This is a genomic window from Acinetobacter sp. SM1B (genome assembly GCF_003289665.1).
Taxonomy (GTDB): Bacteria; Pseudomonadota; Gammaproteobacteria; order Pseudomonadales; family Moraxellaceae; genus Acinetobacter; species Acinetobacter schindleri.
On sequence record NZ_QMBM01000001.1, the window covers coordinates 1,473,670 to 1,488,259 of the forward strand.

Genomic DNA, 14,590 nt, shown 5'->3' on the forward strand with positions numbered 1-14,590 from the left:
TAAGCCTGTCTTTATAACGTGTTAATTTATTATTAATCTAATATGATAAAAAATAAATAGACTAAACAGTTTAAATAAACATATATTTATAACTATTTGAATATTAAATAATTAAAATTATAGTTTTTTAAAGAATAATCAAAATATTTGTGATTATTTTGTGTAAACATAATTATTTTTAAATCCGACTTTTTTACTTATATTTAAAAATTAATATCCTATTAAAATGGTTGGATTAAGAAAAAAATAATATTTTAAATCTTGATTATTTTACTTGGTTTATTATATTTTTATTGAAAATGAGAATAGATTAAAATTTTAGGGATTAAAACGAGAAGGGTATTTCGTGGAATCTAAAGGTGAGGTGGATTCTTATTATTGAGAAAAAGCAGGCAAAAAAAAGAACATACATGCAGCATGTTCTTTTTAAGCTTTTGGAGGAGAGTAGAGCTTAGAAGTCGTAACGCATACCTACAGACAAGCCCATTGCAGTTTCACCTGCTGCATTTACACCTTGGGATGAACCTGCTTTATTACTACGTGCTTGTGACCAAGGTGTCAGGTTAGCAGCGTCATCATTCAGCATGGCTGCCAGGTTGCCATAAACACGGAACTGTTTATCTAGGCGATGCTCTAAGCCCAATGCAAGTAGGGTTGAGTTAGCATCAGCTGTATCAATATCACGGTGGAAAACGTGACCGCGTAATGTATTTTTATCTGTTAGTTTATATTCCGCGCCTACACCGAAAACATTAGCATCCGCATTGGTGCCACTGCCATCATCCAGTGCAGTAAACTGGTAAAGTGCGCCCACATTCAGTTCAGGCGTTAATTTATAAGCTGCTGCTAAACGGATACCATCTCGTTCACCGCGGCTCACATCTTCTGCATAATGTTCATAAGCAGCCGCGACATCCCAGTTACCCGCGTTATAATTTAAACCTAGGTCATACGCTTGAGATTTTTCATTACTATCCTCAGTCGTATCATTGCTGATCATCGTGCCATCATGTAAAGATAAAGCTGCTGTTGCAGTGAAACCACCACCAAATTTTGGTGTTTTATACTCAATCGTATTCGGGTTACGTTCATCGAAGCGGTGATTGTAAGCACGAGTGATATTACGCAAGTCGCCGACCTGGTCACCAAAGAAGTTTGCCGGACCACGTGCCGCTTTAAATGGGCTGTCAAAACGGCCCACTTTAACTTGACCAAAGTTACCTTTGACTCCGACATAAGTATCTCGGGTAGAGAAGTTTATAGAATCCTCACTATCATCCGATCCGCTAGAAAAGTTGATTTGCTGTTCGATCTGAGCGAATGCAGTCAGATCTTCATTAATCTTGTGATCGACTTTAAAGCCTAAGCGTGATGAGTTTGAGGATAAAGCCACCTCATTATAGTCCTTGCCGTCATCCAGATAATCCAGAGAAACGTGTGCACGACCATATACTTTAACGTCAGCAGCAGCTGCCATTACTGGTGTTAAAATTGTTGCCCCAACTGCCAATGCGCAAAGAGTTTTTTTCATGTGTAGCTCCAATAAGACTTGTTTTGGTCCTAACAAGGATGTTGTGGTAGCTTTGTTAAATTTTGCTACCGTCCTGTATTGGTGCTAAGTATCGATTACAAATAAGACAATAAGATTAAGGAAATATTTCAAATATATTAAATGTTTCGTTATGTAAAAATATGAATAGTATATGTTTTATTTTAAGAAATTTATTATTTATCAATATATTAAATTGTTTTGTTTATCGGCTTTCATCAAGATTAATATTTTTCATTTTTGGGTGATAAAAAAAATGGAGCCAAAGCTCCATTTCTATATCGGTTTAATCTAGCATTATAACGCTGCTTTGATTTTCTCAGCTAGCGCCTTGATTTTCTCCTGATCACCCATGACCAAGGCATGTTTGCCCAGATTGTGCAAAGAGGTAGGAACCAGATGGAAATGTACATGGGGTACGGTCTGACCCGCTGCGGTACCTGATAATTGCATCAGCACGATACCCTCTACACCTAGGCCTTTTTCGATGGCTTTGGCAACCTTTTGTACGATCTGAATGGTATATGCAGCCACTTCAGGATCCAGATCAAGTAGCGTCACCGCAGGCGATTTAGGAATGACCAAAGTATGACCGTCTGCCTGAGGCATGATGTCCATAAATGCAAGAACCTGGTCGTCTTCATACACCTTGATTGCAGGCAGTTCACCGCGCAGAATTCGTGCAAAGATATTTTGATCATCGTAAGTCATGAGGGCATTCCTTGAGCGTCATTGAATTAAATTATTTACAGTTCAATTCTTTCTGACGATCTTTGATCGCGTCAAGACGTTGTTGCTCTTTTTCTGAAAATTTTGGCTTGGTTGTGTAGCAATTGTCATTACCATACTTTGCTTTGGCATCTGGATCTTTAAAACAGAAGCCCTTGGAAGCATAAATCACATCATGATCATTTTTCAGTTTTTTGCATTCTTGTTCAGAAGCTAAAACTGAAGTTGAAGCCCCTAGCAATGCTGCAAAACTCATCACTGTCGCAACAGTCAATTTTTTCATGCGGGTTTCCTCTGGTGTTGAATCATGTGTCTATACCTAAACACAATATTGGGTTTTGTTCTCACGATTCAATGGCGATATATTACTCAATAGTAATTTTACTCCATGATTCATACATTTTTATTGCAGCAGAAAAGTCACTATTTTCTTCTGCCTGAAGGTTAGCTGCCTGAATCAGGTTCTGGGTAAGCGATAGCAATGGTGCAGACAGCTTGGCATCACGAACCAGATCTACCGCAATCCCTGTATCTTTGGCAAGTAACGGTAATGCAAAGGTAAGCGGGAAACTGCGGTTCATAATACGCTGCGGCATCACGGTCTCAGTTACGTTACTTTTACCGCTTGATGCATTAATACATTCCAGTGCTTCATTCAAACTTACACCATGCGCTTTCAGCGTCATAAAGCCTTCTGCAACTGCACACAGGTTTACAGCCATTAACATATTATTGACTGCTTTCACTGCAAAGCCCGCGCCAGATTCACCAACATGCTTGATCAGCTTGCCGAAAGCCTGAATCGCGGGAAGGGCTTGTTCAAAACCTGCTGCACTACCACCAATCATAACAGTTAAAGTGCCATTTTCAGCACCGATCGTCTGACCGCTGACGGGTGCATCCAGAAAAATCACGCCTTGATCTGCTAAAGTTTCTTCCAGACGACGAGCTGCATCAGGTACACCACTGGTGCAGTCGACCCAGATACTGCCTGCTTTTAATTCCAGACCTTGGACTAAAGCTTCAACATCAGCACTGGTGGGTAAGCAAGAGAAGATTATATCTGCCTGGATGGCCTGTTCCAGACTTGCTGCCTGTGTACCATATTCAGTTGCATGCTGCTCTGCCTTGGTAGCAGTACGGTTCCAGACATAGACCGTATCAAAATGCTTTGGTAAATGCGCAGCCATGCGATAGCCCATAGCACCCAAGCCAAGAAATGCAACTGATTGAATCATGATAACCCTCAAAATCTTTTAATTAAAAATTATAAGCTTGAGGGCATCTCTCGAATTATTGCGCTAGTCGAGTAGAACGCTGCTCAAGCCAGGTGGTTAGTTTAGGCCAAAAAGTGTTGGCTGTCTTTTGATTTGACATTAAACCAAGGTGCCCACCTGGAATCATGGTAAAAGTAATATCTTTGCTGCTGGTCAGCTGGGTGAGTGGTTCTGCAGCTTCTCGGGTAACAATCTGATCCGTCAAACCAGCACCGACCATGAGTGAGCAGGAAATATTTTTTAAATCAATCTTATTGCCATGCAGATTAATCGAACCATCTTTAAGAGGATTCTGTAACCACAGGTGCAGCACCATATCCTGATTGACTCCACCCGGGTAATCGATCATTTTATTCAGGAAATGACCCATGGTGGCGTGTTCATAGACATAGTCGGGTTTTTCCAGATTCAGCAAAAACTGTTTCTGACTTTTAAACCAACCCACAGGATCCAGCAGTTTAAAGCCTAAGGCATTCAAAATACCTGGCGTATGAATATAGTGTTTGGGGATTAATCCCTTATGTACGGTATTTCGCAGGGCTGGATTTTGTGAAATCAGTTTATTGGTGGTTTCAAACAGTTTACCGATGCGGCCAGAGGCATAGCTGTCAATTGGACTGCCCATTACCATCAGGTTTTTCACATGCTCTGGAGAGTGTAGCGCAGTATATAGGGTGACAAAGACACCTGCCATACTCCAGCCATGCAGGGAAATATAGGGACTGTCTGCATGTTCGCAAATATGCTCTATGGCATCTGGAATGGATTGATCGATAAAGGACAGAAAATTCAGCTCTTTGTGTTTGAAGCTGAAACGGTTCCATTCCACCAGGTATACTTCAAAACCGCTATGCTGGAAATGCTTTACTAATGAACGGTAGGGATACAGATCATAAATACCCATGTTAATCGCCAGCGGCGCAACAAATACCAAAGGTTCCTTAAACTTTCTTTCAGGTGCTGGATAATGCCGGACTTTATATAATTCAGTTTCCTTGATGTACTCAAACGGGTTTTTTTGAGACAGCACCAGTGAGGAGCTGTTGAAAAACCGCGCACGCAGGTGCTTGAGTTTTTTCTGTTGACGTTGCAGATTTTGTTTTAACTGAATCATAAAGATAAATTGTCCGTGTGCGGTAGGGAGTGATCGAAGTCTAGGCAATAATTGCTTATTATGCCTTGACCTGAAATAGCATAGGCGCTCAAAATGTTGGCAATTTTTTACAACAGGCAGTCCGCCAGGGCTGAATTAGAGCGATGAGCCAACAAGACGATTATCAATTAGATACTTTAGCCATCCGTACAGGTCATACACGTAGCTTTGAGGGTGAGCACGGAGAACCGATCTTCCTGACATCTTCTTTCGTCTATGAAAATGCGGCCGAAGCGGCAGCAAAATTCTCAGGTCAGGAACCTGGCAATATTTACTCACGCTTTACCAATCCTACGGTCGCAATGTTTGAAAAACGTCTGGCTGCGCTTGAAGGTGCTGAGCGCGCCGTAGCGACCAGTTCGGGTATGGCTGCGATTATGGCAGTGGCAATGGCCTTCCTGAAAGCAGGTGACCATGTGATCTGTTCACGTGCAGTATTTGGTTCTACGGTTTCTCTGTTTGAAAAGTATGTAGGCAAGTTCGGTGTGGCAGTTGATTTTGTGGACTTGACCGATGTCGATGCCTGGAAAAATGCAATCAAGCCCGAAACGAAACTATTCTTTGTAGAATCTCCGTCAAACCCACTGGCTGAAGTGGCTGATATTCAGGCGCTTTCAGATCTTGCACATGCTCATGATGCATTACTGGCAATTGATAACAGCTTCTGTACACCTGTATTACAACAACCAATCAAATTTGGTGCTGACCTCGTTGTATATTCAGCTACGAAGTACCTGGATGGGCAAGGTCGTGCATTGGGTGGTGCAGTTGTCGGTAATCACAAATTGCTTGAAGAAATTTTCGGTTATGTGCGTACCACAGGCCCATCTATGAGTCCGTTCAATGCCTGGGTGTTCCTAAAGGGTCTGGAAACCTTACGTCTGCGTATGCGTGAACACTCCGCAAGTGCACAGAAACTCGCTGAATACTTAAATGCACATCCAAAAGTAGAAAAAGTGTACTACGCAGGTCTGCCTGAGCATGTAGGTCATGAACTGGCGGCAAAGCAGCAAACCGGCTTCGGTGGTATCGTATCATTTGAAGTGAAAGGTGGTCGTGAAGGTGCCTGGAAAGTCATCGACAATACTCAGTTTATTTCCATCACGGGTAATTTGGGTGATGCGAAATCAACGATTACTCACCCGGCAACGACAACGCATGGCAAACTTTCACCTGAAGCAAAAGAAGCCGCAGGTATTCGTGAAGGTTTAATTCGTGTTTCTGTTGGTTTGGAAGATATTGATGATATTATCCGTGACATTACACGCGGTTTAGATCTAATCTAATTTTTATAAATTTATGTTCGGAGATTTTTATGAACATTAACATGTTGATGCAGCAAGCTCAGCGCATGCAAAAGGAAGTAGAAACCAACCTGAAAAAAGCCAAAGAAGAGCTTGCGCTGGTAGAGGTTCATGCTGAAGCGGGTGGTGGTCTGGTAAAAGTAACGATGACTGCACGTAATGTGGTAAAACGCATTCAGATCGATCCAGAACTTCTACAGGATGATCCGGATATGATTGAAGATCTGATCGCGGCTGCAATGAATGATGCGGCACGCCAAGCTGAAGCAATTTCAGAAGAACGTATGAAGTCTGCAAACCAGGGCATGGGCTTACCTCCAGGTCTGGCTGGCCTGTTCTAAGGAAATTTGCGCAATGTTTAGTGATCGTTTTGATCAACTGGTTCAAGCATTACGCATCTTGCCAAGCGTTGGGCCGAAATCGGCTCAGCGTATGGCATTGCATCTGATCATGAAAAACCGTGAAGGTGCGATTGGTCTGGCACATGCATTGACTGAAGCGACCAACCATATTCATGAATGTTCAATCTGTCATTCACTCACTGAAGATGAAGTCTGTAATATCTGCACCTCAACTGAACGTGATGATGAGCTGCTTTGTGTGGTGGAATCACCAGCGGATGTGATGGCTATTGAGCAGAGTGGCAGTTTTCGTGGTAAATACCATGTATTGGGTGGACATTTGTCACCACTAGATGGAATTGGGCCTGAAGAAATTGGGATTCCATATCTACTCGAGCGTTTAAACAGAGGTCAGATTCGTGAAGTGATTCTGGCTACGAATGCAACTGTAGAAGGACAGGCGACTGCGCACTACCTCATGGAAGCCAGCAAGCATTTACCGATTCAGATTACCCGGATTGCCCAAGGTGTACCACAAGGTGGTGAACTGGAATATGTAGACAGCCATACCTTAAGCCAAGCTGTACATAACCGCATGCGGATGAAATAAACCTGTTTCTCTGCATGCGTTTTACTAAAGAGAAGAACAAGTTAGAAAAAATACAAGAATATTCATTTAATTTATCGATATTGTTATTGCGAAATTTTATAGCTAAATGTTTATTTTTTTATCATAAATATTATAAATATCAGTTAAGATAACTATATTCGGACATCCACATTACGCTGATTCAGTCATTTATGTTTCAATTTATTCAAGATCAAGCTGGACTCGATCAAGTACTCGCACAAATGGATCAAAGCTCGGTTTATGCTTTGGATACAGAGTTCATCAAGGTCGATACTTTATGGCCGAAACTTGGTGTGTTCCAGATTAATGTCTGTGGCAATGTCTATCTGCTCGACGGCACAACGCTGGATCTGACCGAGTTCTTCAAGCGTCTCTTTGCAGCACAACAGAACATTTTCCATGCCTGTGGAGAAGACATTGATCTGATCTATCACTATACCCAGCAAAAATCTCTAAGTAATGTTTTTGATACCCAAGTAGGGATGGCGTTTCTGGGGCATGGTTTGCAGGTCAGCTATCAGAATGCCTTGAAGCAGATGCTGGATGTAGAAATTGAAAAAGATCAAACCCGTTCAAACTGGTTGGCACGTCCTTTAAGTCATGAACAATTGTTGTATGCAGCCAATGATGTGCATTATCTGGTGCACTTGGGTGATCAGATCAAGCAGGAGTTGAAACAAAAGCACCTGTTAGACTTGGCACTGGAAGATTGCCGCTTCATGACCCGGGAAATTGGCGAGGAAACACCAACAGCCTTGTTATATCAGGATGTTGGCAACTATCGTCATTCACGCCGTCAGCTGATGCAGCTACAGCAGCTTGCAGTATGGCGTGAGCAGATTGCCAAGGCACTGAATATTCCGCGCAGTTTCATCATGAAAAACTCTGCCATGATTAATCTGGTGGAAAAGAACCCTAAGAATATGTTCCAGCTCAGCACTGTGAAAGATCTGCGTGCCAATATTATTCGTGATCATGGCAAGATGATTCTGGACCTGCTGAAATTTTTGCCAGATCAATCCGAGTGGCCATTACGTCTGGCACGTCCAATCCGTCATTCTTCAAGTGAAGTCGGTACAAAAATTGATGCCATCATTCAAAATGTTGTAGATGAAACTTCCATCCCGAAAGAAGTCCTGATGCGCAAAAAATGGATGAATGCGTTGTACCAGCATGTTGTTTTCCACAATGATGAACAGGATTTGCCGGAATTTTTACTTGGCTGGCGTTATGATCATCTGACCAAGCCCCTGGTTGAGCTGCTACGTCAGGATGAATCCTATCTTTCTAGACAGATGAAAGTTGTCGACTAAAGCCTGGATAGAAACTTAACTGCAAAACTGATTAAAGAAAGAGCAATTATACAAAATCACGACTGATGCGTTAATTATGGCTAATGCCTCAGGTGACGTTTTAAGGTATCCTTGCTACTGATTTTTCTAAATTGTTGTCTAAATCAAAATCATGCAAGTGTCTATCTACAAATCGAGCAAAAAGGATGAAATGTACCTTTATGTGGCTCGTCCAGCTGAAGAAAATGAAGCTGAAACTTTCGATCCACTTCACGTACTGGGCGAAGCTGTCCGCGTAGCATTTGGTCGTGCGACTTTTGTCATGCATCTTGAACTGAGCGAAACCCGCAAGCTGGCACGTGCTAATGTGCTGCACGTGATCGACTCGATTGAAACCCGTGGTTTCTTCCTGCAAATGCCGCCTGAAGGTTTGATTAACCCGAATGCTGTAGAACCAGAAGGTCTTCGTGGTGCTTAATATTTATTCAGGAGTTGTGAAATGAATGGTTATGTAACTGTATTAGATTCAATTCCTGAAGAATCGATTGCCATCGCGGTATACCTGATTGGCAGTATAATTGCACTGTTGTGCTGGTATGGCGTGACTAAGCGCCTGCCAAAACCGGCAGGTGGCTTTCTCTGGATTTTAGTGTTTGCCATCCTGCTAACGCCGACAGTATCCGAAGGCCCGAATGCCTCATTAGCCCCAGCGATTTTCGGACTGATATTTGGTGTATTGACCAAGGAACAAGAACTGGTCTGGATCAATGCCTCACTCATTCTGTTTGTGATTGGTATTGCTTCACTGATCGGCTATTGCTGGTCAAGCTATGTAACAAATAAAGCAAAGATTGCTGTAAACAAAAAAACTTCACCACTGTAAATAAAAAAATAAGGTTAAATCATGTCTGTGGATCATCAACAGTTTTCTGGTACAAGTCAGTATATTGCAACTGATAGTTTAAAATTGGCTGTCAAAGCCGCACGCAGTTTACAAAAACCGCTGCTGGTCAAAGGTGAGCCGGGCACAGGTAAAACCCTGCTGGCAGAACAGGTGGCTGAAAGCCTAGGAATGAAGCTCATCACCTGGCACATCAAGTCCACCACCAAAGCCCAGCAAGGCCTTTACGAATACGATGCAGTATCGCGTCTGCGTGACAGCCAATTGGGCGATGACCGTGTCTATGACATCAAAAACTACATCAAGCCAGGAAAACTGTGGGAAGCATTTAGCAGTGAAGAGCGCTGTGTATTGCTGATTGATGAAATCGACAAGGCAGATATTGAATTCCCAAATGACCTGTTACATGAACTCGATAAGATGTCGTTCTTTGTGTATGAAACAGGCGAAACTATTACTGCAAAACAGCGTCCAATTGTCATCATCACCTCAAATAATGAAAAGGAATTGCCGGATGCTTTCCTGCGCCGCTGTTTTTTCCATTACATCGAATTTCCTGATGAAGCAACCATGCGTGACATCATTGATGTGCATTTCGAGAATATTTCAGCAACCTTGGTAAATGAGGCATTGCAAGTATTCTTTAAATTACGTCAGGTTCCGGGCCTGAAAAAACCACCTTCAACTTCCGAATTAATTGACTGGTTAAGTCTGTTAATGGCAGATGATATGCCAGAAGATGTATTGCGTAATGCCGATAAATCTAAAGCCATTCCACCGCTGTATGGTGCGCTGATCAAAAACGAGCAGGATGTCCAGCTGCTTGAACGCCTAGCATTCATGTCACGCCGTTAAGGGAGAAACATGCATGTTCGTGCGACTGTTTTATACCTTACGCAAATACGGCGTACCGGTATCGACCCGTGAGCTGATTGATCTGAATCAGGCAGTTGCCGCAGAACTGGTCTTTGCCGATCAGGACGAGTTCTATCAGCTGGCCAAAACCGTCATGGTCAAAGACGAGCGCTATTTCGATAAGTTCGATCGTGCCATGAAGGACTATTTTGATGGGATCGCCACTTTCGATCTGGATGAATTGCTGAATCAGGTGCATAAGCTGCCCAAAGACTGGTTTGATCTGGAACTATTGGAAAAGCATCTGACACCAGAACAGCGTGAAGAGCTGAAAAAAGCCGGTTCACTAGAAGAACTGATGAAAATGCTGGAAGAGCGCTTGCGCGAGCAGCATAAAAAACATCAGGGCGGCAATAAAATGATTGGTACTGGCGGCACTTCACCTTTTGGTGCCTATGGCGATCATCCTGAAGGTGTGCGTATTGGCGGGCCGGGGCGTAAGCGTTCAGCAGTCAAAGTCTGGGAACAGCGTCAATACCGTAATCTGGATGATGACCAAATTTTGGGTAGCCGTCAGATGCAGTTGGCACTGCGTCGCCTGCGTAAGTTTGCCCGTCAGGGTGCTGCTGAAGAACTGGATATTGACAGTACCATTCTTGAAACAGCCAAGCAGGGCATTCTGGATGTGCAATTGGTGCCGGAACGCCGTAATCGCATCAAAGTGCTTATGCTATTTGATGTTGGCGGCTCCATGGATGCACACATTACCCAGTGTGAGAAACTGTTTAGTGCTGCCAAAACCGAGTTTAAGACTTTGGAATATTTTTATTTCCATAACTGTTTGTATGACTATGTCTGGAAAGATAATTTTCGCCGTTCCAGCACCCGTATGAATACCTGGGATCTGCTGAACACTTATGGTCGCGATTATCGGGTAATCGTGGTTGGTGATGCCAGTATGGCGCCATATGAGCTGCATTCAGTGGGAGGCTCGGTGGAATATATGAATGATGAAGCAGGACAGGTCTGGTTGCAGCGTCTGCGTCAGCATTTTGAAAAAACAGCCTGGTTAAATCCGGAAGAAGAGCGTTACTGGCACTATACGCAGACCATCGGATTGATTCAGCAGATCTTTGAAAAGCATATGTATCCAATGACCCTAAAAGGCATTGAAGATATGACCAAATATCTGGCGCGCTGATTCCATTTATCTATTGATGACTTTATTTATAGTTATTAGTCCTTTAAAACAAAACATTTTAATATAAAGTAGTTTTTATAAATTTAGTTCAGATTGTTAAGGATCGCTATGGATCATCAAATTAATGGTATTGCATTGCCAAATGAAGAGGGTTTTTTTGGGAACTACGGCGGTCAGTTTATTCCGCCAGATCTAAAACAGGCAATGGATGATATTAATGTTGCTTACCAGGAAATTCGTCAAACTGCTGAGTTTCAGAATGAATTAAAAGACCTGTTTGCAAACTATGTTGGTCGTCCGAGTCCATTATTTCATGCCAAACGTCTATCTGATCAACTCGGTGGGGCGCAGATCTACCTAAAACGTGAAGATCTAAACCATACAGGTGCGCACAAAATCAATCACTGTCTGGGTGAAGCATTGTTAGCAAAATACATGGGTAAAACCAAAGTGATTGCTGAAACAGGTGCCGGACAACATGGTGTTGCTTTGGCAACGGCGTGTGCATTGGTTGGTATTCCATGTGAAATTCATATGGGGCAGGTGGATATCGAGAAAGAACACCCGAACGTGGTGAAAATGAAAATTCTCGGTGCCAAACTGATTTCAGTCACTCGTGGTACAGCTACCTTGAAAGATGCGGTAGATAGTGCTTTTGAGGAATATTTAAAAGATCCCAAAAATTATATCTATGCCATCGGTTCGGTGGTCGGACCGCATCCATTTCCAATGATGGTACGTGATTTTCAGTCGATTATTGGTGATGAAATCAAGGTACAAAGTAATGATCGTTTTGGTGCAAACCCGGATTATGTCGTAGCTTGTGTAGGGGGCGGTTCCAATGCGGTGGGCGCATTTACTGCGTTTTTAAATGAACCAGAAGTAAAACTGGTGGGTGTAGAGCCGGCAGGTCATGGTCTGGATACTGACAAACACTCTGCAACGCTGACTTTAGGTAAGCCCAGCCAGATTCATGGTATGGCATGTTATGTATTAGAAGATGAGCAGGGTGAACCTTTACCAGTGCATTCAATTGCATCTGGTCTGGATTATCCAGGTGTCGGTCCGCAGCATAGTCTGCTTAAAGATTTGGGTCGTGTGGAATATACGACGGCAACAGATCAGGAATGTCTGGATGCCTTTATGACTTTATCACGTGTAGAAGGTATTGTGCCTGCGTTGGAAAGTTCACATGCGGTGGCTTGGGCGATTCGTGAAGCAGGTAAATTGCCAAAAGATGTGAAAATTGTTGTGAATCTATCAGGTCGTGGTGATAAAGACTCTGACTATGTGGCTGAAAAGTTAGGTCTCAACTAATCTAGCTATAGCTGTAAATAAAAAACCGCTCAATATGAGCGGTTTTTTATTTCTATCATCTCTTTGTCAATCTAATGTCATTACAAAATGGCTTTTTGAATTAATATTTAACCCGAAATATATTGTTGCAGTTGATCAATCAAAATTTGTTGATCATTCATGGCCGCTTTAACCAAGTCACCAATTGAAGCCAATCCCACCAGTTTTCCTGCTTCTACCACTGGTAAATGACGCAAATGTTTATTGGTCATTAAGCTGAGACAGTCCGGCACAGAAGTGTGGCAATCTACCGTGATTACATTAGAAGTCATGATCTGGCTGACAGTCGTATCAAAGGAAGTACGTTCCATCAGCACAATCTTTCGAGTGTAATCACGCTCGGAAAGAATTCCGACCACTTTATCTTCTTCGACCACTACAATCGCACCGATGTCTTTATCTGCCATTAAAGTAATGGCTTCAAGAACCGTTGCTTCTGGATGAATGGTATAGATTTCTTGAGAGGGCTTGTCTTTGAGTACTTGCGCTACATTCGTCATTATTAAGTCCTTAGCTGTTATTATTTATCCTGAAGTTTAAGCTGTTTATCTTCAGGTAATTGCTGTACTGACTCTATAAATAACATGTTATGCAGCGAAGTGCAGCCCTTGTCCTGAAAAAAAGAAATGACGCACCTGTCCAATTGTCAGCTTAATTTGTTTGCCACTGCCACGTACCAGAACAGGAGTGACATTCAGACGATGCAAGGTGGGTAACAGTGCCCGCTCAAAGTCCTCAGGCGTGATTTTGCGCGGATTATAATTTGGCCAGTTCTTTTTGGCATAATTTGCCGCATGAGATGAATTAAGCCAGAACGGGAACAGGGTTTCATCCTGATCGCGCATCATGCCCCAGCCTTCATGGAACAGTCCCCAAAGTACCCCGCAGTACATCATCGATTTCAGGATGGTGATTTTGACCGCAAGGTCTTTAGGCAGTGGTTGGATATCTTTAATATTTGGCATTTTCATTATGATCAAGCTATCGTAGAACAACGCTGTCATTTTAAGAAAACTATATGAAATTACTGTTTCAGCTTTGCAAGAAATCGTTATGTTAATGCTTCATCATGTATAAGTAATATTGTAAATATAAAAAAACGCCACCGGGGTGACGTTTTTTTAGGCTTGCATGGTGGCCATGTTTTGCCAGTATTGGGCTTTCATTGAGTCGCGCTCTACACGGAAACCTTGATAATAAAGTTCAGCTAAAAAAAGCGCCGCTTTACCATGGCCTGCACGTGCAGCATCTTCAAGTTGTTTGACAGCATCTGAAAAATTCATTTGTGACTGAATTGTATTCACAGCTTCAGCATACAGATGTTCAAGTTCATGTGGAGAGAATTGTTGAATCATATAAAAACTCCTTAATTTTAATTATGATTACGGATAGACTTTTTAGTCTAACTACAAATATAACTGAGTAATGTTAAACTAATATTACAGAATGGGTGAAAAGTCAATTATTTCATCGAATTTTATTTTTGTTATGTAGTTTACATGATTAAACTATCATCAAATATATTTTTTATTACTATAAGAAGTAACTATTAAGCTAACAACAAGGAGAATAACATGTCGCGCACATTAGATGGAATTGATTTTGATATTCCCCCGACAGCTGGCCAAGTAATGGCATTGGCGCAACTGCACCGGAAAAAATTAGATGCAGCTATTTTCCATAAAGAAATCCATTTAGGGGAGTATAGTCTGGCACAGCGTAAAGCAGTCTATGATTTTACCCGTCAGCTAGACGAGAATCAGCGTGAACAATTCTACAAACTTTATAATTCAGAACTGGTACGTCTTGCCGATCCCGACCGCCTGCACCCAGCCAGTGCAGAGTCTGGGCTGAGCAAGTTTGCTATCTTCCTGATTCTGGCAATTACTGCTGGTATGCTGGGAAGTACCGTTTTTATCGCTTTATTTAAATAGAACAGGCAATACTCAACTAAAGTAGGACTTACGCACTGTTATTTATAGACTCTCTGTGGTAGCAGAT

The 14,590-nt window shown here is 42.3% G+C and carries 18 protein-coding genes; 10 read left to right on the plus strand and 8 right to left on the minus strand.

Translation table 11 applies throughout. The annotated features are described in order from the left end of the window. Positions 1-451 precede the first annotated feature (451 nt). The 5 genes from C8322_RS07065 to C8322_RS07085 form a co-directional block, all read right to left on the minus strand. Positions 452-1,531: a porin gene (locus C8322_RS07065; RefSeq protein ID WP_004815820.1), complete on the minus strand. Its 1,080-nt coding sequence runs from the start codon at positions 1,529-1,531 to the stop codon at positions 452-454. A gap of 315 nt (positions 1,532-1,846) precedes the next feature. Then, positions 1,847-2,260 carry an HIT family protein gene (locus C8322_RS07070; protein WP_004815822.1) on the minus strand — a complete coding sequence of 138 codons (414 nt, stop codon included), beginning with the start codon at positions 2,258-2,260 and terminating at the stop codon, positions 1,847-1,849. 31 nt (positions 2,261-2,291) lie between these two features. Continuing rightward, complete coding sequence (locus tag C8322_RS07075; RefSeq protein ID WP_372510725.1) at positions 2,292-2,534, minus strand: YARHG domain-containing protein; 243 nt, start codon at positions 2,532-2,534, stop codon at positions 2,292-2,294. 109 nt (positions 2,535-2,643) lie between these two features. After that, entirely contained in the window at positions 2,644-3,516 is an 873-nt protein-coding gene (locus C8322_RS07080) for an NAD(P)-dependent oxidoreductase (RefSeq protein ID WP_004815825.1), read from the minus strand. Positions 3,517-3,571: 55 nt separating this feature from the next. Next, entirely contained in the window at positions 3,572-4,669 is a 1,098-nt protein-coding gene (locus C8322_RS07085; RefSeq protein WP_004815826.1) for an alpha/beta fold hydrolase, read from the minus strand. 143 nt (positions 4,670-4,812) lie between these two features. Between C8322_RS07085 and C8322_RS07090 the strand changes: the two genes are divergently transcribed. The 9 genes from C8322_RS07090 to trpB all read left to right on the plus strand — a co-directional run bounded on the left by C8322_RS07090 (position 4,813) and on the right by trpB (position 12,550). Then, positions 4,813-5,994, plus strand: coding sequence for an O-succinylhomoserine sulfhydrylase (locus tag C8322_RS07090; protein ID WP_004815829.1), 1,182 nt, complete (start codon positions 4,813-4,815; stop codon positions 5,992-5,994). A gap of 29 nt (positions 5,995-6,023) precedes the next feature. Beyond that, positions 6,024-6,353, plus strand: a complete 330-nt coding sequence (locus tag C8322_RS07095; RefSeq protein WP_004815831.1) for a YbaB/EbfC family nucleoid-associated protein — start codon at positions 6,024-6,026, stop codon at positions 6,351-6,353. Positions 6,354-6,366: 13 nt separating this feature from the next. Continuing rightward, a complete protein-coding gene (gene recR, locus C8322_RS07100; RefSeq protein WP_004815833.1) occupies positions 6,367-6,963 on the plus strand; it encodes a recombination mediator RecR in 597 nt (198 codons plus the stop codon). A 191-nt stretch (positions 6,964-7,154) separates the two neighbouring features. Further along, positions 7,155-8,297 (plus strand): ribonuclease D, encoded by a 1,143-nt coding sequence (locus C8322_RS07105; RefSeq protein ID WP_004815835.1) that lies wholly within the window; start codon positions 7,155-7,157, stop codon positions 8,295-8,297. Between the two features lie 151 nt (positions 8,298-8,448). Beyond that, positions 8,449-8,754, plus strand: coding sequence for a YcgL domain-containing protein (locus tag C8322_RS07110; protein WP_026056700.1), 306 nt, complete (start codon positions 8,449-8,451; stop codon positions 8,752-8,754). Between the two features lie 21 nt (positions 8,755-8,775). After that, positions 8,776-9,159, plus strand: coding sequence for a hypothetical protein (locus C8322_RS07115; RefSeq protein WP_004815838.1), 384 nt, complete (start codon positions 8,776-8,778; stop codon positions 9,157-9,159). A gap of 21 nt (positions 9,160-9,180) precedes the next feature. Then, complete coding sequence (locus tag C8322_RS07120) at positions 9,181-10,032, plus strand: AAA family ATPase (RefSeq protein WP_004815840.1); 852 nt, start codon at positions 9,181-9,183, stop codon at positions 10,030-10,032. Positions 10,033-10,045: 13 nt separating this feature from the next. Then, positions 10,046-11,233, plus strand: a complete 1,188-nt coding sequence (locus C8322_RS07125) for a vWA domain-containing protein (protein WP_004815842.1) — start codon at positions 10,046-10,048, stop codon at positions 11,231-11,233. Positions 11,234-11,341: 108 nt separating this feature from the next. Further along, positions 11,342-12,550, plus strand: a complete 1,209-nt coding sequence (gene trpB / locus C8322_RS07130) for a tryptophan synthase subunit beta (protein WP_008304195.1) — start codon at positions 11,342-11,344, stop codon at positions 12,548-12,550. 107 nt (positions 12,551-12,657) lie between these two features. On the opposite strand, the gene C8322_RS07135 is transcribed toward trpB, so the two are convergent. From C8322_RS07135 to C8322_RS07145, 3 genes are all read right to left on the minus strand, one after another. Continuing rightward, a complete protein-coding gene (locus C8322_RS07135; RefSeq protein ID WP_004815846.1) occupies positions 12,658-13,089 on the minus strand; it encodes a CBS domain-containing protein in 432 nt (143 codons plus the stop codon). 87 nt (positions 13,090-13,176) lie between these two features. After that, positions 13,177-13,560, minus strand: coding sequence for a DUF2750 domain-containing protein (locus C8322_RS07140; protein ID WP_034424990.1), 384 nt, complete (start codon positions 13,558-13,560; stop codon positions 13,177-13,179). Positions 13,561-13,710: 150 nt separating this feature from the next. Continuing rightward, positions 13,711-13,944 carry a hypothetical protein gene (locus C8322_RS07145; protein ID WP_004815850.1) on the minus strand — a complete coding sequence of 78 codons (234 nt, stop codon included), beginning with the start codon at positions 13,942-13,944 and terminating at the stop codon, positions 13,711-13,713. 219 nt (positions 13,945-14,163) lie between these two features. Here C8322_RS07145 and C8322_RS07150 point away from each other — a divergent pair, with 219 nt between their 5' ends. Further along, the gene (locus tag C8322_RS07150) at positions 14,164-14,523 is read left to right on the plus strand and encodes a hypothetical protein (RefSeq protein ID WP_004815853.1); all 360 of its coding nucleotides are present in this window, start codon (positions 14,164-14,166) and stop codon (positions 14,521-14,523) included. Positions 14,524-14,590: the final 67 nt, after the last annotated feature.